This is a genomic window from Blautia sp. Marseille-P2398, from assembly GCF_964240315.1.
Taxonomy (GTDB): domain Bacteria; phylum Bacillota; class Clostridia; order Lachnospirales; family Lachnospiraceae; genus Blautia_A; species Blautia_A wexlerae.
The window spans coordinates 1-22,181 of sequence record NZ_CAXSTD010000025.1 but is presented as its reverse complement, the minus strand read 5'-3'; the positions used below and the strand labels follow the sequence as shown (position 1 = coordinate 22,181).

Genomic DNA, 22,181 nt, shown 5'->3' with positions numbered 1-22,181 from the left:
GAGAAGCCTGATTTTCAGGCTTGCCACCCTTGCATATCATAGAAGAATCTTATTTACAGACTTTTTCTCACAGTCTCGATTTGGCTGCTACCCTGCTTATGGTTTCCACGTAGCAGAAAAGCGACGGGGTTCCCCGCCGCAATATCTCTTATACTTGATCAACCACCATTGGTTCTGTCTCTCTGTAGAACCGCCGCTGCTCTACCCTGAAAAGCTGCTCCAGTCGTGCCGGGCTGTCCAGTCGCCCTTCGTACTCCTCTTTATTCTCCGCATGTATAATAAACGGAGCAATATCTGCCTGCAGGCATTGCACAAATGCAATGATGCGGGCTACCTTATAACATGAGAAAAGCATTAAACAAGGAGACTCATGCCAAAACTATGAATCTCCTTGTTTAATAAAGGTTCGAAGTATCCCTCCGGGTATATCTATATCTTATTTTTGATTAATCTCTGCGAATCCAGCAGCATCAATTTTTAATTCTATTTTTTCACCTTTTTTAGTTCTTTCCATTGAGAAAAATCCATTTCATATCTTCCTGTTTCGGTCTTGCCCTTCTTTTTCTCATATGTAGCGGTCACAAAATAATGCTCTTCTTCTGCTCCTGTTCTCTGTCCGTCTTTAAGTTTTGGTTCCGGCCAAGAAGGGTTCTGATCATTGCCGGAACTTTTTGCAGTATCGACAACCGTCCATTTGTCTATTTCATAGTAATATTTTGTAGCATACACAGGCTCCTTCCGGTAGACTGGTTTTTCTACATCTTCGGTGTAGGTTTCTTCAGTATATACCGGAACGCTTTCCGTTTGCTCCTCAAAATAGCCATTTCCAAGATCAACATAAGAACTTTTCTCTTCGTAGTGGTCTATGACGCTGCGTGTTTTGGTTTCTGTAACTGTCTCGTAATGGTCGAGAACGTCTTTGTAGGATTGAATTTCACTTTTTGTATATTGCAGCCTTGCATCATCGGGCAGCGACCAGTCACTTTCATTGTGAGTTACAACCTCTTCAATGTCAATGGTTCTTTCCCAATCCAAGTCATCAATCGTTACATTTTTGATCTTCGGTGCCAGGCATGACATCATGCCAAAAATGATCACTGCGAAGATTCCCAGAATGAGCAGCACCCGCCTCAGCAGTGGCTTTTTCTTTGGTGTATTTTGGGGGATATTTTTCTGGCAGGATTCTTTTTTCTCTTCTTTCTTTCGTTTCTTTTCCTCTTCCTGCTGCCTCATCTCGAAGTAGTTTCTCTCCGAATCTTCTTTTGTAGCACCACAGTTTTTGCAGACATTCAGATCGTCGCTGTTAAGACTGCCGCAAAAGCTGCACTGCCAGTCCGGATTACGGCTGATCTTTTCTGCTTCCTCCTCAGAAACATATTTAATTTCATCCGGCATATAGAATTTTGTATTTTCGTCCTGCGGATGCCCACAATCGGGACAGGTTTTTTGACCGGCTCTAATCCTTTTATTCCCACAAAACGGGCAATCCCAGAGACCTTCGATTATCTTTCCCATACAGACTCTCCTCTTCCTTCCCTCAATAACAATTTCAACAAGTATTTAGATTTCTCTTCAATTTTATAATTTTCTGCAGTTTTTTTATTTGCTCATTTATAGATTACTGTTTATTTTTCATCTCTGCTACTCTGTCCAGAAGCTGTTCCTTTAATTTTTCCACATTATCGGTCCGATATTTTAATCCTGCTGCGGAGATATGCCCTCCACCGCCAAAAGGTTTCAACAGTTCATTAACATTGATCCATTTCCCGTCTGAACGGAAAGAACATCTCCACCCGTTTTCTTCTTCCTCATACATGGTAAAACCAAGTTCAATATCGTCGCAATCGCGCAGGATCGTGCTGATACAGTGGATGTCTTCGTATGTGATATCTTTTTCGGCAATTTCCTTCTGTCCCATAATGACATAAGCAACCCGGCCATCCATCGCACGTACTGCTCCATGAAGAATATCGGCTCTTTTGTACAGAATGTCCAGGGTATCACTGTGTAAGGTTTTCATAATCCTGCCATGGTCAACTCCCATAGCCATCAGATCAGCTACTGCCTGAAAAATACCCTGGTTTGCCCTTGCCAGTCCTCCTGTATCATGCAGGATGCCAAGGTAAATATAATCTGCGGCATTGGGGTACGCTTCTTTTTGGGCTGCATTTAGAAGCAGTTCGGGAGAAAGCATATGGTATACATTTTCCGCACACGCCTCAGAAACCTTTGTCCAGTTCACATCTCCGTATCCTTCATTGGAAGCGTGATGATCAATAACAATGCTGGCAGCGGCATTTTGGTAATATTCCAATCCGATCATACGCTCCAGAGTTGCATTATCACAGACTATGGCACAATATTGTTTTCCGGATATGTCCGGCATCTCAAAAGGAACAAATGTCTTATCTTCCACGACCATCTTTTTCGGACCGCGCTCCATCGTTTTTGCAAGGTATGGAAACACCCTGTATTGTGGATAATTGACATGGATATAGTGCGCAAGGCTCATCACCGATCCGGCAGCATCACCATCCGGATTTAAGTGTCCCAGAATCACTACAGTGTCCAGATTGCGTGTCTGCATGGTTTCATCAAAAACAGTATCAAAATTAAACTCTGTCATTCCTACCTCCTTCGTATATCACTTCCCTGTTATATTTTAATTTTATCATCTAACAGATCAGATAGCAAGTTGTGGGCACATACAAGCCAAAATTGTTACTGTTCACTCCGTTCTCAGTAACATAGCCAAAATTCATTCCAGATTGCCTGCGGCAATGGAATTTTGGCTTGTATGTCTCGGGATTTTGGCATATTCATGCCAAAACACCTCGCGGGATAGTGGTGTGTGAACAGTAACCCAAAATTCATTACAGATTGCATTATTTTGCGGAATTGCTACCGAATCAAAAAGAGACAAAAGAGACCACTTGTCTCTTTTGGTCTCTTTTCTGTCTCTTTTAAAAAAACTATAGTAATTTCGTAAGATTTCTATAGTTTTTTCAGGGTTTCTGTACTATAATGAAACCCATAAAGAGATTGTCATATCAAAAATAGTAATATAATTTTCTGCCAGAAAATCAGATCATCTCCCATCAAACTGGAAATTCAGGGAAAGTTGTTCTGATATTATTATGAAAAAGATGATCGAAGCCCAGGAAAGACAGATGTCCAGTGGTTCCCAGGGCGGACAGTACTAATCAGATAAAAGCCTCTCAGTTGAGGAACTGAAAAAAACCGATGGTGATGACTGAAAACAGTCAAATCCATCGGTTTTTCTATAAAAGCAAATTAATAAAATCAGATCATTCCTATCAGATGTACGATCAGTGCAGCCACCCAGGCAATCACACACTGCCATACCACAACACCAACAGCCCATTTACTGCCCATTTCACGTTTGATCGAAGCGATAGCCGCCACACATGGTGTATAGAGCAAACTGAATACCAGCAGGGATGCTGCTGCCAGCGGAGTCAGTACAGAGGCAATATTTCCACTGAAAAGTACTTCCAGAGTAGATACCACGCTCTCTTTTGCCATAAATCCGCTGATAAGAGCTGTACAGATTCTCCAGTCTCCCAGTCCGATTGGTTTAAATATAGGTGCCAGGACTCCCGCCACCATTGCCAGAATACTGTCTGCAGAATCTTTTACAAGATTTAAATGCAGATCAAAGCTCTGCAGGAACCAGATTATCATTGATGCAAGCAGGATAATAGAAAACGCTCTCTGCAGGAAATCTTTTGCTTTTTCCCACAAAAGCTGACCTACATTCCTTGCTCCCGGCAGCCGGTAATTGGGAAGTTCCATGACAAACGGTACGGGATCTCCCTTGAAAAGAGTTCTGTTATACAAAAATGCCGCCAGGATTCCCACCAAAATTCCAAGCAGGTAAAGACCTGCCATAATAAATCCGCCCTTCTTCGGGAAAAAAGCACTTACAAAGAAAGAATAAATCGGCAGCTTCGCAGTACAGCTCATAAATGGAGTCAGCAAAATCGTCATCTTTCTGTCACGCTCACTTGTAAGTGTACGTGTAGCCATAACAGCCGGAACCGTACATCCGAATCCAATCAGCATTGGTACAATGCTTCTTCCGGAAAGGCCGATCTTACGCAGAAGTTTGTCCATCACAAAAGCAACACGTGCAACGTATCCGCTGTCTTCCATAAGAGACAGGAAGAAAAACAGGGTTACGATAATCGGCAGAAAACTAAGTACACTTCCCACACCTGTAAAAATACCGTCAATGACCAGGCTATGCATGGCACTGTTTACATTTGCTGCTGTCAGTGCTGCTTCTACCAGCGCAGAAACCTTATCAATTCCAATCTCCAGAAGCCCCTGAAGCCACGCTCCGATCACATTAAAGGTAAGATAAAATACCAGTACCATGATTCCGATGAAACAGGGAATCGCGGTATATTTTCCTGTAAGGACTTTATCAATTTTCTCACTTCTGATTCTCTCCTTACTCTCTTTTGGCTTTACAACTGTCTGTTCACACAAACGCTCAATAAAGTCAAAACGCATATCTGCGATCGCAGCACTTCTGTCAACCTGACGCTCTGTTTCCATCTGCTGTACGATATGCTCCAGCATCTCCGTCTCATTTGTGTCCAGCTTCAGCTTCTCAAAAATCAGCGGATCTCCCTCAATTGCCTTGGTTGCTGCAAAACGGGTAGGAATATCAGCCTGCGCCGCATGATCCTCAATCAGGTGCATGACCGCATGAATACAGCGGTGTACTGCACCGTCATGATCACTCTTATCACAGAAATCCTGACGTAGTGGATGTTCCTGATATTTCGCTATATGTAACGCATGGTCAACCAGCTCATCAACCCCTTCATTCTTTGCTGCGGAAATAGGGATTACAGGTACTCCAAGCAGCGACTCCATCTTATTTACATCTATGGAACCCTGATTTCCCAGCACTTCATCCATCATGTTCATTGCAACTACCATAGGAATATCCATCTCCAGAAGCTGCATGGTCAGATACAGGTTTCTCTCAATATTGGTAGCATCCACAATGTTGATGATCGCACTTGGTTTCTCATCCAGGACAAAATTTCTGGAGACAATCTCCTCACTGCTGTAAGGGGACATGGAATAAATTCCCGGAAGGTCTGTGATTTCTGTATCCGGATGGCCTTTAATCGAACCGGTCTTACGATCCACCGTTACTCCTGGAAAGTTTCCCACATGTTGACTGGAACCTGTCAGTTGGTTAAACAGTGTAGTTTTTCCACAGTTCTGATTTCCCACCAATGCGTACGTCAGTGTAGTTCCCTCAGGCAGTGGATGTTCATCTTCTCTGGAATGATACTTTCCATCCTCTCCAAGTCCCGGATGTGCCAGGTCGCTTACAGCCTCTATTCCGGCGTGACTTCTGCTTCTTTTCGGAATCTGTTCAATCTCTATCTGCTCTGCTTCCGCAAGCCTTAATGTCAGCTCATATCCATGTACCTGCAGCTCCATTGGATCTCCCATAGGCGCAAATTTCACTACCGTGACCTCAGCTCCCGGAATCATGCCCATGTCCAGAAAATGCTGACGCAGGGCACCTTTACCGCCAACTGACGTGATCACAGCACTTTTTCCGATTTCCAAATCTTTTAATGTCATTTTCAGTCGCTCACCTTTTGTTTTCTATTTGGTTATCATCGTCGTTATTATAGCAATCCTCTTAAATGCATTATTTACAAAGATTGCTATAGTCGATTTTTCTCAATAACCTTATGCAGATAGCTTATACTAACTGATAAATTTTGTCAAGTAGCAGGTATGTCCTGTCGAATTTTGGCTTGTATGTCTCGGGATTTTGGCATATTCATGCCAAAACACCTCGCAGGACAGTAGTGTGTAGACAGTAACGCAAAAAACCCAGATGAATTTATATTATCATCTGAGTTTCTTAATATCCTGAGTTTCTTAATATTCTGATTTTTTATGTATCAAATCCACATAGAACCTGTAACATCACCATTAATTACATAATAAGCCTTATTTTCTTCCGGTTTGATATAAATCTTAATGTCCTTAAGATCTTTCTCTTTTTTACCCATTTCATCGGTCCAGATTCTCTTGATATTACTTAAAATATTCTTTGTATATACTTCTCTGCCCATAAACTGAACATATACTTCTGCTGTTGCTTCTTTCTTAGTGGTTCTTCTTGTTGTTTTCTTCTCAGCAGGAGCTTCTTCAGCCAGTTTCTCAGCTGCTTTTACAGAAGCTTTCTTTGTAGTTCTTTTTGTTGTTTTTACAGCAGTTTTTGTTGTTTTAGCCGGCTCTTTTTTCTCAGCTTTTTTTTCTGTTTCTGCTGATTTCTTTTCTGCAGTTTCTGTTACTTTAGCTGTTTCTTTCTTTTCTGTTTCTTTCTTTTCTGTTTCTGCTGTCTTTCTTGTTCTTCTTGCTGCCGGTTTCTTCGCTGTTGTTTCTTTCTTTACAGTTTCTGCTTCAGCAGTTTCTTTCTTTACTGTCTCTTTGTTATCAGTTTCTTTCTTGTCTGCTTCTTTATTTACAGCTACTTCTTCAGCAGTTGTCTTTGCAGGAGCCTCTTTAACTTCGGTTGTCTTCGCAGTGGATGTGTTGAGATCTGCTGTAGTTGCTTTTGTTGCCATATGATTAGCCTCCTTACAAGGTATAAGTATTCGTAACTGCTCAGTTTTGTACAGTTACAGGTATTCTTATGTTACCGAAAATATGATAAACAGTAACATTCTTTTATGAAAATAGAATACTACGAATCTTCTGCTTTTGCAATGTTTTTCTGCTTTTGCAATGTTTTTCTGTTTTTATAATTTAGGCATCTTATGAACAGTAACATGAACAGTATTATTTTTTACTCTGTATCCGTCATTTTCTATAGTCCTAGATTCTGCAGATCTTCCTTCATATATGCCGAAAGTCTCCTCTGAAGTTCCTCATTCTGCGGAAGGCTTAAATCCGCATCAAGGGACAGAATCTCCGAAGCCGTTTCACTGGCAGCTTTCAGGATATCCGCATCCTGATAGATGTCCCCCAGTTTAAATTCCAGCAGACCACTCTGGCGGATTCCAAAAAGATCACCAGGACCGCGAAGCTTCAGATCCTCTCCTGCAATATAAAATCCATCGTTGGATTTATTCAGGATCTGCAGACGTTTAGAAATTTCCTTTGCACCATTTCCCTGCATAAAAATGCAATATGACTGATATTCCCCTCTACCGACACGCCCGCGAAGCTGATGAAGCTGTGCCAGCCCGAAACGCTCGGCATTCTCCACCATCATCACTGTAGCATTAGGCACATTCACTCCTACCTCAACTACAGTAGTAGATACCAGGATCTGAATTTCCCCTGTGGCAAAAGCCTCCATGATCACATTCTTCTCTTTCGCTTTCATCTTTCCATGAAGAGAAGCAATCTTTATATCCGGCGAAAAAACATTGCGAAGCTTCAGGGTATAATCCAGCACATTTTCCCCATCCATCCCTTCGCTCTCCTCCACCATTGGACAGATCACATAAACCTGCCGTCCCTGACGGATCTGCTTCTCCATAAAGGAATAAGCCTTCGGCCTGTAAGAAGTATCCACCACACAATTTTTAATGGGAAGTCTCTGCGCAGGAAGTTCATCAATTACTGAAATATCCAGATCCCCGTATATAATGATCGCCAGCGTCCTTGGAATCGGTGTAGCACTCATCACCAGCACATTAGGCGGGTTTCCCATAGTAGTCAGTGCTTCCCTCTGTTTCACACCAAAACGATGCTGCTCATCTGTAATAACCAGTCCAAGATTATTGTACTGCACTTTTTCCTGAATCAGCGCATGCGTTCCTATCACCAGGTTAGCCTCTTTTGACGCGATCAGCGCATATTTTTCCCTTTTCTCCTTCGCAGTATCTGATCCTGTCAGCAAAACCGGATGCCCAAAATCAATATTCTGTTCCTGCAGCAACTTCTCCATTGCCTGAAAATGCTGCCTTGCAAGAACCTCCGTAGGTGCCATAAGCACTGCCTGATATCCATTCTCCACAGTCATGATCATTGCGAGAAACGCAAGGATTGTCTTACCGCTTCCCACATCTCCCTGCACCAGTCTGGACATCAGGGCCTGGCCGCTTAAATCCCTCTCAATCTCATGCCACACATTCAACTGCGCCTTTGTCAGATCATAGGGCAGACTTTCAATAATCTGCTCTGTCGTCCACACCGGATGCATGGGAAACGCATTCGGTGCTTCCTCCGTCTTCTCTTTCAAAGACTGCACAGCAAGAATAAAAAGAAGAAACTCGTCAAACACCAACCTTCTCCTTGCAGCTAACAGCTCCTGCATATTTTTGGGAAAATGAATCGCAGGAATCGCAAAATTCCTGTCTGCCAGGTGATACCTCTCCTTATACTCATCTGCCAGATACTCTGCCTGAAGCTTCTGCTCATCAAGCACCTGATGGATCAGCTTCACGATCGTCTTATTAGAAAGCCCCGCAGTCAGTCCATAAATCGGCTGAAGACTGTGCAGAATCTCCTCATAAGCCACAGGCGTAAAAATCTCAGGGTGCTCCATCTGCAGCTTCCCCTGCTTCCTGACGACACGCCCCCGCAGAACAAACCTGCTGCCTTTCCTGACTGCAGAGCGCAGATACGGTGCATTAAACCACGTAACAGAAATTTTCCCCGTAAGATCTGCCACAGTGGTCGTGATCACCTGAAGATTCCGCACCTGATTCACATACACACCCGTTATAACCGCCACAGAAATCGCCACAACAGCTCCCTCTTCCAGAGACCGGATCTCAACAGGTTCCTCATACGCATCATAATTACGTGGATAATAACTCAGAAGAGATTCCATATCCGTAACTCCTATTTTCGCAAATAACTTTTCCGTTTTCTCCCCCACGCCCTTCAAAGTACGCAAAGATGTTGACATATACCACCGATTCCTTTCTACTACAATATAATTATGAATATCCCTTACAGCCAGTAAAAATTATCTATCTTATCCCTGCAAAAAATAACCAAATCAAGCAACCCTCATTCTTCAATCACAATAATCTGCCGACAATAAACTTCCACTATCCAAATCTCAGGCAGGAAAATATTTGTGTCAGGATGCATTTGCAGGTATCTTAGAGATTCTTAGGCGAAAAAAATCTGCGTTATGAGCCGGCTGCATCACTGTCTGAGCGAAGTTTGCAACGGAGCGAGTTTGACAAGACGGCTCATGCTTTTAGCAGATTTTTTTCACCTTAGAATCTCTTAGATGCCGAAACCGCATCCTGACACAAATATTTTCCTGCCGTCCCCTTTTATAACACGAAAACGGATATACCCACCCTCAACAATGGCCTATACCCGTTTTCATCACATGAACTATTCGTTTATCTCTCTCAAAAACTCTATTATCCTACTCTACAGAAATAACATAATAATAAATCGGCTGTCCACCCGCATTCAGTTCCACATCACAATCCGGATAAGCCTCCTCCAGAGCCGTTGCCAGCTCCTCAGCTTCAGCCTCCTCAGTATCAGCACCATAATAAATACTGATCACCTCAGACTCATCATCCACCATCTGGGCAACTGTCTCCTTGGCAACTTTCATGCGGTCCTTGCCAACAGCCAGGATTCCATGATCACCGATACCCATCATATCACCCTCATGGATCTCCTTATCATCAATCCTTGTATCACGCACAGCATACGTGATCTGTCCGGTCTTCACATGTTCGATCGCCTGAAGCATAGCCTCAGTATTCTCCGCACTGTTCTTCTCGGGTACATAACTGATCATGGCAGTAATTCCCTGCGGAATGGTCTTAGTCGGCACAACCACGATCTCTTTATCCTCAGTAAGATCCCTTGCCTGGTTTGCAGCAAGAACAATATTCTTATTGTTCGGGAAAATATAAATAGTCTTTGCATTTACTTTTGCAATGGCATTGAGCATATCCTCTGTACTCGGGTTCATCGTCTGACCGCCCTCAATCAGGTAATCCACACCCAGTTCCTTAAAGATCTCTGTCATTCCCTTTCCCACAGATACTGAAATAAAGCCTACTTCCTTCGGCGGCTGTGCTGCTTCTTCTTTTTCTTCCTGTTCTGCCTGCTCTTTCGCCATTTTCTCGGCATCCTTTATAAGCTTCTCCTGATGCTCCTCACGCATATTGTCGATCTTCATACGTGAAAGTGCACCAAAGGTAAGGGCTTTCTCAATAGCCTGTCCGGGATGATTGGTATGAACATGAACCTTCACGATCTCGTCATCTGCAACAAGCACAATAGAATCACCAAGGGACATCAGGAATTTCTTAAATTCATGCTCTGTCTCCTCGGACATCGGCTGGTTCAGAAGAATAATAAACTCTGTACAATAACCAAATTTAATATCAGCCTCTGTCTGTGCATCGATCTTAGTCACAGCAGGACCTTTTGCCTTGTCAAACTGTGTATAATCAATCTCTTTGCCAAGGAAACCATCATATGCACCATGGTATACTTCCAGAAGTCCCTGTCCACCGGAATCCACTACTCCTGCTTCTTTCAGAACCGGCAGCATCTCCGGTGTCTTTGCCAGAGTTTCCTCCGCATGAGCGATCACGCTCTGGAAAAATGTATCCAGATCCTCTGCTGTCTCCGCAAGCTCTACAGCCTTGGCAGCAGCCTCTCTTGCGACAGTAAGGATTGTTCCTTCCTTCGGTTTCATGACTGCCTTATATGCAGTCTCCACACCTTTCTCCATGGCTGCCGCGATATCAATGGCATCCAGTTCCTTACTGTTCTTAACACTTCTGGTAAAGCCACGCAGAAGCTGAGAAAGAATAACACCTGAGTTACCTCTTGCACCGCGCAGGGAACCGGAAGAAATCGCCTTGGCCAGTGACTCCATGTCAGGCTCTCCCAGAGAACCTACCTCTGCTGCTGCTGCCATGATCGTCATTGTCATATTAGTTCCTGTATCTCCATCCGGTACCGGAAATACGTTCAGTTCGTTGATCCATTCTTTTTTAGCTTCCAGATTCTTGGCTCCTGCAAGAAACATCCTGGAAAGTATTCTGGCATCTATGGTTTTGTTATTCACCACAAGTTCCTCCTCTATCCTAATCAATTGCGCGTACACCTTCTACATAAATATCGATCTTATCGATCTCCATTCCTGTAAAGGCCTCGACTTTATATTTGACATTGCTGACAAGGTTGTCTGCAATTGTACTTATATTCACGCCATATGCCACAATAACATGGAAATTCAGGCGGATTTTATTGTCCTCTGTAATTCTGACGCTGATGCCATGTTTCAGGCTGTTCTTTCCAAGAAGCTTTACCAGTCCGTCCTTCATACTGACTGCAGCCATGCCTACGATACCAAAACATTCTACAGCAACGCTTCCTGCGTAGGTTGCGATTACATCTGTGTCAATTATGATCTGACCTAATCCGGAATCTATACGTCCATTCATATGGTTACCTCCAATGCTCATTATTGTATGTAAGTGTATTATAACCTCTTTTCACAGAAAAAGAAATATAATTTTTGAGTTTTTTCCTTTTTTTGCTTGCAAAAGCACAATTCATCTGTTACAATGTAATCTGTTGAACACAAGGTTACTGTTCAGACGCTATGCACACAGCACGACAGTAACAATAAAGCGTCAAGGAGGTGCTATCATGGCTAAATGTGCAATCTGTGAGAAAGCTGCTCATTTCGGAAATAATGTAAGTCATTCACATAGAAGATCCAATAAAATGTGGAAATCTAACGTAAAATCCGTTAAAATCAAGACTGCTGAGGGTGGAGCTAGAAAGACATATGTATGTACTTCTTGCTTAAGATCCGGTAAAGTAGAAAGAGCATAATAACACCATTACCCCTGTTGCAACAGGGGTATTTTTTTGCAAAAAAGACTGTCCCTCTGTTCAGATATTCTTTACCGAATATTCTGCCTGAGCTGACAGTCTTTTTTTATTTCATATGTCAAACGGGATATTCGCAATCTTCTGTAAAGTTAATGACAGAAAAGATGATATCCCAACAACAGGAAAACTCCGGCCGAAACCACCAGAACCACATTTTCTGCGATCAGCATCCCGATTATCATCCCAATCCCTATGAAAAACAGCATAAAGCCGAACAGCTTTTCCAATTCTTCTGCACCTTTTTCATCGGTTTGCTATAGTCTATGCAAAAATTATTTTTCTGATTCGCCGACAGATTCTTCGTCACCTTTTCCGGAGGTAAAACGGTCTACAAAATCCGGAACCATATCAAGGATCTTGGTGAGACCATCCTGATTTTTCACATTGACCAGCTTTGTTGTTCCATTCTGGATCACAAGCACTGCACAGGGAGTCATCTTTCCTGCCATTCCGCCGCCGCCGTTATCCTTCTTCTCTCCTGAAAAAGCACCGGCACCTACACCGAAAGATACATCCATCAGAGGAAGAATGATCGTATCGCCTACATGGATTGCCTCTCCTACCACTGTTTTCGCAGAAATAAAACTGTCCATTCCCTTGAATAATGAATTTACGGTTTCTTTAAAATTGTTTTCATTTGCCATGGTCATGCCCTCCTGGTTTTCCAACGTTTTATAACGTATTTTATATTTTTATTGAAATAAATACTCACTGCTGCCCGCACAGGAACAAATCCGTAGATCCTGCCTTTTGCCCTGATGTTTCCATACAGATAATTCTCACTGTCAAAACGGGGATTGATCTGTATACAGTTTTTGTGAAATGGAATTGTCATCCCAAGTACAGCAAGTGCCGCACCTGTCAGCGCCGGATCTTCAAAAGAAAAAGTAACCTGCCCTTCTATCCTTGTAGGAAAAATATGCTTAAGCAAAAATTTTCCATGTTTCCATACAAGTTTTCTGGCAGCTGTCACTCTGGGATGTTCTATAAACGCCTTCCACCAGGACACATTCTTCTTAATCTTCCCGAATGTCCTGCGGATATTTTGCAGTTTTGTACGAATCAACTGAAATATATTTCGGATCCGGTCATAGATCCTTTTTATAAAAAACTGCCTCTTCTTTAGACTATTCCGATCTGTATCATCTGCATTCAGTTCCTGCTGTCCGGATATCTGACTGTTTCTGATCCTCTCTGTATCAGCAGATGTATCTGAAGCTGAATTTCTGTCTGTTTTCAGATCCTCAGTCTCCATATTCTCTGATTTCGGGTGATCAACCACTGATTTTTTATGCTCTTCTTCCCTGTTTCCGTCTATGCCGGATACAGATACCTTTTCTGCGCCGGATTTCTCCGGATTTTTCCCGGATTTCTTTGTTACAGCCCTCTTCTCCTGCCGTTTTTTCAACAACTTGTCTACAGGAATTCCAAACAGATGAAAGGATATCTCCATCTGCTGATCTTTCCATTCCGCTCTCAGCGAAATCCCATGAAACAGCCAGCTTACGATACCCTCTCCCTCTGTCTGTTTCCAGCCACCTTCTGCCTTGACAGCTGATGCCTTATATCTTACAGGACAGAACAGTACAAGAAGAACTGCCAGTAAAAGAAGGCCCAGCAGAATTCCCAGGATGATCAGTATAAATTTAAGGATCAACCATAAAATATGTAACATATTCTCACCTGTTTTCTATATATTCAGCTGTTGCGAAGGTTCCCGTTTCCCTGTACATTTCATCGATCAGACTTCGCACCATCTCCAGGGCTTCCTCTTTGCCCTTCGCCATTCCTATGATCTTCGGACAGATTCCATAAAAGCTCTTCTGTATCAGCATTGCTGCAGGAATAATATCCATCAGATTCACAGGATTCTCTGACAGAGTAAGGAGATAAATGCCCAGAATCGGTTTTCCGCTGTTCAGTTTCTTTTTTATCTTCTCAGGATCCTTTACAGATTCCCCTGCAAGAAAATTCTCCTGCCATTTCAGCATCTTACACCCTCTCCCGTTTCTATAACACTTCAGTTACAGTATTTCCATTTTCTCCAAAATTTAAACCGGGCTGCGTTGCAAAAAAACACAGCCCTGTTCTCTCGTTAATAATACTTATGCTGTTTTCCCCAGAGTCCATTGCTTCTCATCTCCAAATATTCCTGATAAGCACGCTCTACGATCTGCTTCTCGTTTGAAAACCTCAGCAGATGATAGATCTCATGAAATTTATAATATCCGGAATCTACAAAAAACTCCTCTCTCTGGGGCTTACTATGATAATTATCCGCAGTCATAAGATACCAGTGTACCTCTTTGAAAACCACGTCCTCCGGAACGGTAAAGTTATATTGGCTCTTTCCGATGTATTTCACAATGGTCGCACGCACTCCAGCCTCTTCCATCACTTCCCGCAATGCTGTCTGTTCATGCGTTTCGCCTGGTTCCACTGTTCCTTTCGGCAATACCCAGCCCTCATAACGGTTCCTGTAAGATTTATACAAAGTAAGAATCTTACCCCGATGAATTACCACACCGCCACAGCTCGTTGCTTCTATCATAATGCAATCCCTCCTGTTTTGCGTGGTATTATAAACTGAGTATAGTATATCTCTTTTTTTCCAAACCCGCAAGCTATAAATATCATTTCATAACATATTACCGATTAATTAGTTACTGTTCACTCCGTTCACAGTAACGTAGCCAAAATTCATTCCAGATTGCCTGCAACATGGAATTTATTATTGCTTATCATAATAATACGCATCAAATATCTGCTCTGCGATGGGCACTGCTGCTTCACTTCCGGTACCACCATTCTCAACAATGATCGCAACTACCAGATCCGGATCATCCACGTTGGAATAACCGATAAACCAGGAATGACTGGAACCATTCTCATCAAATTCCGCTGATCCGGTCTTGCCTGCCACTGTATATCCTCTTCCGTTCAGAGCCGATGCGGTTCCGTTTTCCACAACACCTTTCATAAGCTTTCCAAGGATATTCGCCTCATTTGTTGTCATCAGACGTTTATAGCTCTCCGGCTCTGTTGTCTTCACTGTCTCTCCGTCTGAACTTACAACAGAATCAATGAGATAAGGCTTCATGAGCTCCCCGCCATTGGCGATCGCACTGGTAATCAGCGCCATATGCATAGGTGATACCAACGTATTACCCTGTCCGATGGCAGTCTGCATAACCTCTGCAACAGAAGATTTTCCATTTAATGTAAAAGTACTCTTTTTATAGGAAGAAAGCGGAAGACTCTTATTAAAAAGAAGATCCTCGGCTGTTTTTTTCAGAGAACTGCCTCCGAGCATGGTTCCGATCTCTGCAAATGCACTGTTACAGGAATTGGCAAAAGCACTGTAAAAATCTTCCTGTCCATGAACAGTTCCGCCATAGCACCTGATCGTGTGATCTTCTCTGGTAATACTTCCCTCACAGAGATAGGAAAATCCCTCCAGACTGCCCTTGGTTCTGAAATAGTCCAGGGCAGTTACCACCTTAAATGTAGATCCCGGAGGATAGGCTCCGTTTGTAGCTCTGTTCAACAGACTGCTGTCATTGGAATCATTTACCAGTGTGTCCCAGTTCTGGGAAATAGTATTCGGGTCAAAGTCCGGTCTGCTCATTTCCACCAGAATCTTACCTGTAGAGGGTTCTATGGCAACAACCGCCCCTCTCCTGTCACCAAGTGCATTATAGGCAGTTGACTGAAGATCTGCGTTTAACGTCGTGATCACAGAATCACCCGTATTTTTCTGATTCTTAAACTCATTTTTCATCTGGTTCAGGAAAAATTCATGAGAAGTCAGAAGCTGGAAGTTCGCCTCTGATTCCAGTCCGCTTTTTCCATTAGTGTCATATCCGACTACATGAGCGAACATATTTGCATAGGGATAAGTACGTTCCTCTGTTCCATCTTCGTAAACATTGGTCTGGGCAAGCACCTGCCCATCTGCAGATATGATCTTACCTCTTACAACCCTGTCTGAAAAAGTATCCTGCCTTGTATTATAGGGACTATTGATAAAATCATCGCTCTTTGCATAATTAAAGTAGATCAGATATCCGATCATACTGACAAAGATCAGCACAAAAAAGCAGGATACCAGTGTATACTCTCTGTTACGGGGCCTTCTCTTTTCAGAAATCTCCCGGGCTTTGCGCTTCTGGCGCTTCTTCAACTCTCTGCGCCGTTCCTTTTCTTCGATATCTCTCAATTTCTTCGTCCTCATCTTCTCTCAAAATATACAATCCCTGAATGATCGCCAGCATCAGTACTGTACACGCGACAGAACTTCCTCCATAGCTGACCAGAGGAAGAGTTACACCTGTCATAGGGATAAATTTCGTTGCTCCGCCAATTGTCAGAAATACCTGAAATGCATATTCCGTACCAAGTCCAAGTGCGATCAGTTTGTAGAATGGTTTCTTAATCTTAAGCGCAATATTTACGATCATCAAAAAGAAACTCATACATACCAAAATCAGGCAGATTGCAAAAATCCCACCCAGTTCCTCACAGATTGCACTGAATATAAAGTCATTCTTGACAACAGGGATCTTCTCAGGCGAACCCTGACACAATCCCATTCCAAACCATCCGCCGGTTCCAATGGCAAATAGTGACTGGACGATCTGGTATCCTTCATTCTGATATACCGCCATGGGATCCTTCCAGGCTGTCACTCTCTGACGCACATGGCCAAACAGATGATATGCGACAACTGCCCCTGCAGATCCGCCTGCAAGACCAAGTGCCAGATATCCCACATTTCTGGATGCCACATAAATCATCACAAGATATGCCGCAAAGAAGATTACTGCACTTCCAAGGTCTCTGGAAAGTACAAGAATCCCCACATGCAGTCCCGCCACTACCGTAGCCTGGACCACTTTTGAAAAATCAGCACCTTTTCTCAGCAATGCCGCCATAAAGAACACAAATGTAATCTTTATCGCCTCTGAAGGCTGGATTCCCATCAGGGAAAGTTTTGCTCCATAGCTTGTCTTTGCAAGCACAAATACCGCCGCCAGCAAAACGATTCCGATTCCCGCATAAACCCATGTCAGGTCCTTGAGAAATTTCATCTTCCTGATCAGGACAGGTACGATCAATGCCACCACATTTACGCCTGCCACAATCACCAGCTGTCTGGTAGCTGTGGAAACATCCAGCCTGCACAGCATAATAAATCCTACACTGAGAAGCATACACATATTGTTGAGCAGTAAAATCGATGCTTTCTTATAAAAAATCCTGTACAAAATCTGGATTCCCGCAAAAAATGCCATCATTTCGATATAAAACAACACGACCTGAAACTTACCTGTCTTCAGGTAGATGACCAGAAACGCAGTGAAATCCATAAAAAAGATAAGCATCAGCTGCTGGCGCAGCGATTCGTTTCTCTCCTCCTCACTCTGCTGTTTCACCAGATAGAAACAGTGAAAGGTATAAATCACCATCAGGGTAAGGATCACATACTTGGATAATTCTACAATTACATTAATCATATGCCTTACTCGGCTCCTCTTTTAAAATGTCCCTTTGTATATTCCCGTTTCGGAGGATTCTTCCCATCACGATAAACAGCTCTGAACTCTTCATATATCTTCACCGCATCCTGAGGCTTCTCAATGGTAAATGCAAGTCTCAGGGAAGAGACACCAAGTCTGTCTATCTGTGATTTCTCTTTCAACAGGCCGTAAGGGATACTGTTGTAAATGATATTATAGCAGGGTATACAGAAATCTGTATTCTCAGTTTTCCATGGGTTACATATACATTTCGCCGTAAATTCTTTATCGTAACGGTCTTTTAAAGTTACCCCTTCTTCCTTATGATTACATCCGTAAAGATTTTTATGCACACACTGGGCCGATATCATAAGAGGCAGATATCCGTAGATCAGCAACTCGCTGTCCCGGTTATCTCTGTGGCGGATTTCCCCTTCGTTCAGCTCAAGCGGTACCGTATTTCTGAGGACTTTCTGATCTTTCCAGAAATCAGCAGCTTCATCATTCCATGTATACATACTGTGATCCAGAACACATTTCTCAGCCAGACCTGCCTTTCGCAGAACTGCAAAAGTCTCCAGATTTCTTACCAGAGATCCTGTCATTCCTCTGTCCATCCACTCTCTGATCCTGGTGAGAAGCTCCCGGGGCATCTCACCTCTCATAATATGCGGAAGAGACAGATACATCTCCATTCCTCTGCTTACACAGTCATCCAGGCAGACCTCCATGGCATCAGCGTTCAGATACATTCCATGTATCCCCTCTCTTTTATATAACGCCAGTGCAGTGGATTTTTCTTCACAGGAAATATAAATCGGAAGATTTTTCTGCTTTGGCGAATCTGCTTTTCTTCCGGCATCCTCTGATAAGCGTTTCTTCCCATTATTTTCTTCTCTCTTATATGGTTTGAGCAATTCATTTTCCAGAGATTCCAGTGCCTCTCTTCTCGCCTCATTCAGCATTTTCATCGGGATAAAAATATTCTCATCCATCTGGATTTCCAGATTTTCCCACTCATATTCTGTATTTCCAAGCTTCTCCATCTGTGAACGGATGCGCTCCTCTGTCAGCGGCTGGTTCTGCGCATACTGTACCTCACCCACAGACGCAGATCCATGGATTCCCCTGCATGACACATCCAGTATAGCAGGACTTCCCGGAAAAAGAATGAATGTTCCCTGAATTTTTTCTTTCTTTTTTCTTAATACAGGACTGACATCTCCTGTTTTCTTCTCATTGCTGAATGCCATCATGGACGGACCATTCTGCATCTGATAATAACCGGTACAGGAACCTCCCCTGTTAAACAGATCCAGCAGATATCTCTTATCCTCCTCTGCTACCCTGTAATTCTCAGCTCCCTTCTCAAAAAGAAGATCCAGGTACTTCCGATATACAGAAGTTACCCCTGCTGTATATCCCGGCTGCTTCATCCTGCCCTCTATCTTAAGAGAAGTAACACCAGCCTCCAGAATCTGCGGAAGAATCTCTATCGTAGAAATATCCTTCAGACTCAGAGGACATAGTTCTTGCGCTTTCCTTTTCTCTGACCGTCTGCCATTTTCCCCGCAACAAAGCGCTGTCTGGTAAGGCAGACGGCAAGGCTGTGCACACCTTCCTCTGTTACCGCTTCTTCCACCCAGGATACTGCTCATCAGGCACTGTCCCGAATAACTGTAACATAAAGCTCCATGGATAAAAGATTCAATCTCGATAGGACTTGTCTCATGCATCCTCCGGATTTCCTCAAGGGAAAGCTCTCTGGCAGTTACCACTCTGGAAGCACCCTGTTCTTCCAGAAACTTCATCCCCTCCGGACCTGTCACAGTCATCTGCGTGCTGGCATGAAGATGCATACCCGGAAACATCTCCCTGATCATCTTAAACACACCCATATCCTGAACGATCACCGCATCCAGACCTTCCTTATAATATGGAAGCAGATAATCATACAACTGTTCAGACAGTTCCCTGTTCTTCAACAGCGTATTCACTGTCAGATAAAGTTTCCTGCCATGGATATGAGCAGTATCAATGGCACGCAAAAGCTCTTCCTCTCCGAAATTCTTCGCATAGGCCCGCGCGCCAAAGGCTGCTCCCCCTACATAAACCGCATCTGCACCTGCACCGATCGCTGCCTCAAATCCCTCATAGGAACCGGCAGGTGCCAGAAGTTCAATCTCTTCTCTTCTCAATTCTATACCTCACGTTTTCTATAACAGTCATCTTAAATGCATTATTTATGAGCATTGCTATAATATTCAAATCGAATACATATGAAACAAATCATAAAGGGGAAATCACCGAAGTAATCCCCCCTCTGTTATTTCAGCAGCTCATCAATCTGCTTTTCCAGTTCCTTATTCTTTCCCTCCAGAAGGCTCTTCTGTTCCAGGGCTTCCTGTTCATGCTTCTGCGCTTCCTCAATCTGCATACGAAGCGAGATCAGCTCATGCTTCAGATCATACATCTCCTGATCCTTCTGCTGTAAATCCTGTTCAAAAACCTCCGCCTGTTTCTTTGCCTTAAAATAGTCATCTGTAATATTCAGGCTGATAAGTGTATGCTTGGTCTCCATGGGCTGTCTGCTGTAACCCGGCATAGCACTTAACTCATCCATCTTTTTATTTATATAGGATGCTACTTTCTGAAAATATTCTTCCGATTCATAGCCTCCCAGCGTAATAATCTTACCACCTATGATTACCTTTGCTGTATTTTTGACCGCCATCCGTACGAGCCTCCTGTATCTTCCTTCAATCTGCCCGGAACCCCGGACATTTACTTCATTATACTCGAAAGCAGTCGAAATGTATAGGAATTTTTAAAAAACTTTTACTTTTTTATATTTTTACGCCCTTAACTTCAGTTTTTCTCCGGCATCTGATAGCCCAGATGCTCATACGCAAGCGCCGATGCCATACGTCCTCTCGGCGTACGGTTCAGGAATCCATTCTGCAGCAGATAAGGCTCATACACATCCTCCAGCGTACCGGAATCCTCCCCTATCGCCGCAGCCAGAGTCTCCAGTCCCACAGGACCACCCTGAAAATTCACGATCATAGTCTGAAGAATCCTTCTGTCAATCTTATCCAGACCATACTGATCCACTTCCAGAAGATTCAGCGCAAAACACGCCACATCATAAGTAATCCGTCCATCATACTTCACCTGCGCAAAATCACGAACCCTCTTCAGCAGACGGTTGGCAAGCCTCGGGGTTCCCCTGGATCTCTTGGCAATCTCAGCCGCACCCTTCTCATCAATCTCCACTCCAAGAACCTGAGCAGAACGGATAATGATCGTCTTAAGCTCCTCATGAGTATAAAACTCCAGATGATGCATCACACCAAAACGGTCACGAAGAGGTGCAGACAGAAGTCCTGCCCTGGTAGTCGCCCCCACCAGTGTAAACTTCGGCAGATCCAGACGTATAGACCTGGCAGAAGCTCCCTTCCCGATCATAATATCAATAGCATAATCCTCCATAGCAGGATAAAGGACCTCCTCCACCTGCCTGTTCAGGCGGTGGATCTCATCCACAAACAGAATATCTCCCTCCTGCAGATTATTAAGGATCGCAGCCATCTCCCCCGGCTTCTCAATAGCCGGCCCGGAAGTCACCTTCATATGAACCCCCATCTCATTGGCAATAATCCCCGAAAGAGTAGTCTTACCAAGCCCCGGAGGACCATAAAACAAAACATGATCCAATGCATCATGCCTCTGCTTCGCAGCCTCTATATAAACCTTCAAAGTGCTCTTGGTCTTCTCCTGACCAATATAATCATCCAACGTCTGCGGCCGGAGATTCCCCTCCAGAGAAAAATCCTCCTCCGTCACATCCGTAGTTATAATACGTTTCTCCATCTGTTACCCATCCTAACCTATAACAATTCTATAACAATACAGGCAATCCAATCTACCAGAGCGTAAAGTCCTGCTTCAGTTAAAAATTCTTCAGTGCAGCCTTCAAAAGCCCTTCCACATCATCCGGTGCCACATCCGTAACCTTACGCACCGCCCGAAGCGCATCCGCACTGCTGTATCCCAGCGCAACCAGAGCCTCAACAGCCTCCTGCCTGCCATCCGAAACCTCACCGGCTCCCACTGCTGCCCTCTCCTGCTCATGAGCCAGCTTCAATTCAAACGCATCCTCCAGCTTCATCTTATCCTTCAGCTCAAGAATCAGCTTCTGAGCCGTCTTCTTCCCGATACCCGGAGCCTTCGACAACGTCTTCACATCATCCGAAAGAATTGCAAACCTCAATTCATCCGCTGTAATCCCCGCCAGAACTCCCAGCGCAGCCTTCGGCCCCACACCATTCACGCCAAGAAGCAGCTTAAACATCTGCAGATCATCCTTAGCCCTGAACCCATACAGCTTCATGGCATCCTCTCTCACACTAAAATAAGTATGGACCTTCACATCCTCCCCCATACGAATCTCAGACAAATCTGCCCCCGTCATATATATCTCATAACCAATCCCCCCGGCCTCAACAACCACCGAGCTCTCAGTCATATCCACAGCCATTCCATGAACAAACGCAATCATGATACATCCTCCGTCCCAAATTCATCACTTCCGATTCATCATACCACATCCCACCCCATAACGCAAACATATATTCGCGTATATTGTTCGCGCGCCTTACGAAACAGTTACTGTTCACTCCGTTCACAGTAACTTAGCCAAAATTCATTCCAGATTGCCTGCGGCAATGGAATTTTGGCTTG

The 22,181-nt window shown here is 43.7% G+C and carries 19 protein-coding genes; 1 reads left to right on the top strand and 18 read right to left on the bottom strand.

From position 1 onward, the window contains the following. Nucleotides 1-148: 148 nt before the first annotated feature. The 8 genes from ACESZG_RS18295 to ACESZG_RS18260 form a co-directional block, all read right to left on the bottom strand. Complete coding sequence (locus tag ACESZG_RS18295) at nt 149-355, bottom strand: hypothetical protein (RefSeq protein WP_118338394.1); 207 nt, start codon at nt 353-355, stop codon at nt 149-151. Nucleotides 356-483: 128 nt separating this feature from the next. Continuing rightward, nucleotides 484-1,515: a zinc ribbon domain-containing protein gene (locus ACESZG_RS18290; RefSeq protein ID WP_368211195.1), complete on the bottom strand. Its 1,032-nt coding sequence runs from the start codon at nt 1,513-1,515 to the stop codon at nt 484-486. Nucleotides 1,516-1,618: 103 nt separating this feature from the next. After that, entirely contained in the window at nt 1,619-2,626 is a 1,008-nt protein-coding gene (locus ACESZG_RS18285; RefSeq protein ID WP_368211194.1) for a bifunctional oligoribonuclease/PAP phosphatase NrnA, read from the bottom strand. A gap of 677 nt (nt 2,627-3,303) precedes the next feature. Next, a complete protein-coding gene (gene feoB / locus ACESZG_RS18280) occupies nt 3,304-5,637 on the bottom strand; it encodes a ferrous iron transport protein B (protein WP_368211193.1) in 2,334 nt (777 codons plus the stop codon). Between the two features lie 329 nt (nt 5,638-5,966). Beyond that, entirely contained in the window at nt 5,967-6,635 is a 669-nt protein-coding gene (locus tag ACESZG_RS18275) for a DUF6465 family protein (protein ID WP_368211192.1), read from the bottom strand. Between the two features lie 242 nt (nt 6,636-6,877). After that, on the bottom strand, nt 6,878-8,932 hold the full coding sequence (gene recG / locus ACESZG_RS18270; protein WP_373218899.1) for an ATP-dependent DNA helicase RecG: 2,055 nt from the start codon (nt 8,930-8,932) through the stop codon (nt 6,878-6,880). 477 nt (nt 8,933-9,409) lie between these two features. Beyond that, nucleotides 9,410-11,044: a DAK2 domain-containing protein gene (locus ACESZG_RS18265; protein ID WP_373218902.1), complete on the bottom strand. Its 1,635-nt coding sequence runs from the start codon at nt 11,042-11,044 to the stop codon at nt 9,410-9,412. Between the two features lie 58 nt (nt 11,045-11,102). Further along, on the bottom strand, nt 11,103-11,462 hold the full coding sequence (locus ACESZG_RS18260) for an Asp23/Gls24 family envelope stress response protein (protein WP_020993850.1): 360 nt from the start codon (nt 11,460-11,462) through the stop codon (nt 11,103-11,105). Nucleotides 11,463-11,670: 208 nt separating this feature from the next. On the opposite strand from ACESZG_RS18260, the gene rpmB reads away from it, so the two are divergent. After that, nucleotides 11,671-11,859, top strand: a complete 189-nt coding sequence (gene rpmB / locus ACESZG_RS18255; protein ID WP_019161496.1) for a 50S ribosomal protein L28 — start codon at nt 11,671-11,673, stop codon at nt 11,857-11,859. A 332-nt stretch (nt 11,860-12,191) separates the two neighbouring features. Here rpmB and ACESZG_RS18250 read toward each other — a convergent pair whose 3' ends face one another. From ACESZG_RS18250 to ruvA, 10 genes are all read right to left on the bottom strand, one after another. Continuing rightward, a complete protein-coding gene (locus ACESZG_RS18250) occupies nt 12,192-12,563 on the bottom strand; it encodes a GerW family sporulation protein (protein WP_020993849.1) in 372 nt (123 codons plus the stop codon). 2 nt (nt 12,564-12,565) lie between these two features. Next, a complete protein-coding gene (locus ACESZG_RS18245) occupies nt 12,566-13,594 on the bottom strand; it encodes a DUF2953 domain-containing protein (RefSeq protein WP_173679486.1) in 1,029 nt (342 codons plus the stop codon). Nucleotides 13,595-13,598: 4 nt separating this feature from the next. Then, nucleotides 13,599-13,910 carry a hypothetical protein gene (locus tag ACESZG_RS18240; RefSeq protein ID WP_173679485.1) on the bottom strand — a complete coding sequence of 104 codons (312 nt, stop codon included), beginning with the start codon at nt 13,908-13,910 and terminating at the stop codon, nt 13,599-13,601. A 104-nt stretch (nt 13,911-14,014) separates the two neighbouring features. Next, the gene (locus tag ACESZG_RS18235; protein ID WP_008704324.1) at nt 14,015-14,470 is read right to left on the bottom strand and encodes an NUDIX hydrolase; all 456 of its coding nucleotides are present in this window, start codon (nt 14,468-14,470) and stop codon (nt 14,015-14,017) included. A gap of 180 nt (nt 14,471-14,650) precedes the next feature. Beyond that, nucleotides 14,651-16,153, bottom strand: a complete 1,503-nt coding sequence (locus tag ACESZG_RS18230) for a penicillin-binding transpeptidase domain-containing protein (RefSeq protein ID WP_081026531.1) — start codon at nt 16,151-16,153, stop codon at nt 14,651-14,653. Next, a complete protein-coding gene (locus ACESZG_RS18225; RefSeq protein ID WP_022380997.1) occupies nt 16,062-17,435 on the bottom strand; it encodes an FtsW/RodA/SpoVE family cell cycle protein in 1,374 nt (457 codons plus the stop codon). Before ACESZG_RS18225 ends, ACESZG_RS18230 begins: the two co-directional genes overlap by 92 nt. A 5-nt stretch (nt 17,436-17,440) precedes the next feature. Further along, nucleotides 17,441-19,636 (bottom strand): U32 family peptidase, encoded by a 2,196-nt coding sequence (locus ACESZG_RS18220; RefSeq protein WP_373218895.1) that lies wholly within the window; start codon nt 19,634-19,636, stop codon nt 17,441-17,443. Between the two features lie 128 nt (nt 19,637-19,764). Beyond that, nucleotides 19,765-20,172, bottom strand: a complete 408-nt coding sequence (zapA, locus tag ACESZG_RS18215) for a cell division protein ZapA (RefSeq protein ID WP_008704329.1) — start codon at nt 20,170-20,172, stop codon at nt 19,765-19,767. A 134-nt stretch (nt 20,173-20,306) separates the two neighbouring features. Then, nucleotides 20,307-21,311 carry a Holliday junction branch migration DNA helicase RuvB gene (ruvB, locus tag ACESZG_RS18210; protein WP_008704331.1) on the bottom strand — a complete coding sequence of 335 codons (1,005 nt, stop codon included), beginning with the start codon at nt 21,309-21,311 and terminating at the stop codon, nt 20,307-20,309. A gap of 79 nt (nt 21,312-21,390) precedes the next feature. Next, on the bottom strand, nt 21,391-21,999 hold the full coding sequence (ruvA, locus tag ACESZG_RS18205; RefSeq protein WP_161276312.1) for a Holliday junction branch migration protein RuvA: 609 nt from the start codon (nt 21,997-21,999) through the stop codon (nt 21,391-21,393). Nucleotides 22,000-22,181: the final 182 nt, after the last annotated feature.

Coding starts and splice junctions, on each gene's coding strand:
- ACESZG_RS18240 (WP_173679485.1), bottom strand. CDS start 13,910: ATGCTGAAATGGCAGGAGAATTTTCTTGCAGGGGAATCTGTAAAGGAT.
- ACESZG_RS18235 (WP_008704324.1), bottom strand. CDS start 14,470: ATGATAGAAGCAACGAGCTGTGGCGGTGTGGTAATTCATCGGGGTAAG.
- recG (WP_373218899.1), bottom strand. CDS start 8,932: ATGTCAACATCTTTGCGTACTTTGAAGGGCGTGGGGGAGAAAACGGAA.
- rpmB (WP_019161496.1), top strand. CDS start 11,671: ATGGCTAAATGTGCAATCTGTGAGAAAGCTGCTCATTTCGGAAATAAT.
- ACESZG_RS18245 (WP_173679486.1), bottom strand. CDS start 13,594: ATGTTACATATTTTATGGTTGATCCTTAAATTTATACTGATCATCCTG.
- ACESZG_RS18295 (WP_118338394.1), bottom strand. CDS start 355: ATGCTTTTCTCATGTTATAAGGTAGCCCGCATCATTGCATTTGTGCAA.
- ACESZG_RS18265 (WP_373218902.1), bottom strand. CDS start 11,044: ATGTTTCTTGCAGGAGCCAAGAATCTGGAAGCTAAAAAAGAATGGATC.
- ACESZG_RS18290 (WP_368211195.1), bottom strand. CDS start 1,515: ATGGGAAAGATAATCGAAGGTCTCTGGGATTGCCCGTTTTGTGGGAAT.
- ruvB (WP_008704331.1), bottom strand. CDS start 21,311: ATGGAGAAACGTATTATAACTACGGATGTGACGGAGGAGGATTTTTCT.
- ACESZG_RS18250 (WP_020993849.1), bottom strand. CDS start 12,563: ATGGCAAATGAAAACAATTTTAAAGAAACCGTAAATTCATTATTCAAG.
- feoB (WP_368211193.1), bottom strand. CDS start 5,637: ATGACATTAAAAGATTTGGAAATCGGAAAAAGTGCTGTGATCACGTCA.
- ACESZG_RS18260 (WP_020993850.1), bottom strand. CDS start 11,462: ATGAATGGACGTATAGATTCCGGATTAGGTCAGATCATAATTGACACA.
- ruvA (WP_161276312.1), bottom strand. CDS start 21,999: ATGATTGCGTTTGTTCATGGAATGGCTGTGGATATGACTGAGAGCTCG.
- ACESZG_RS18285 (WP_368211194.1), bottom strand. CDS start 2,626: ATGACAGAGTTTAATTTTGATACTGTTTTTGATGAAACCATGCAGACA.
- ACESZG_RS18225 (WP_022380997.1), bottom strand. CDS start 17,435: ATGATTAATGTAATTGTAGAATTATCCAAGTATGTGATCCTTACCCTG.
- ACESZG_RS18275 (WP_368211192.1), bottom strand. CDS start 6,635: ATGGCAACAAAAGCAACTACAGCAGATCTCAACACATCCACTGCGAAG.
- ACESZG_RS18230 (WP_081026531.1), bottom strand. CDS start 16,153: ATGAGGACGAAGAAATTGAGAGATATCGAAGAAAAGGAACGGCGCAGA.
- zapA (WP_008704329.1), bottom strand. CDS start 20,172: ATGGCGGTCAAAAATACAGCAAAGGTAATCATAGGTGGTAAGATTATT.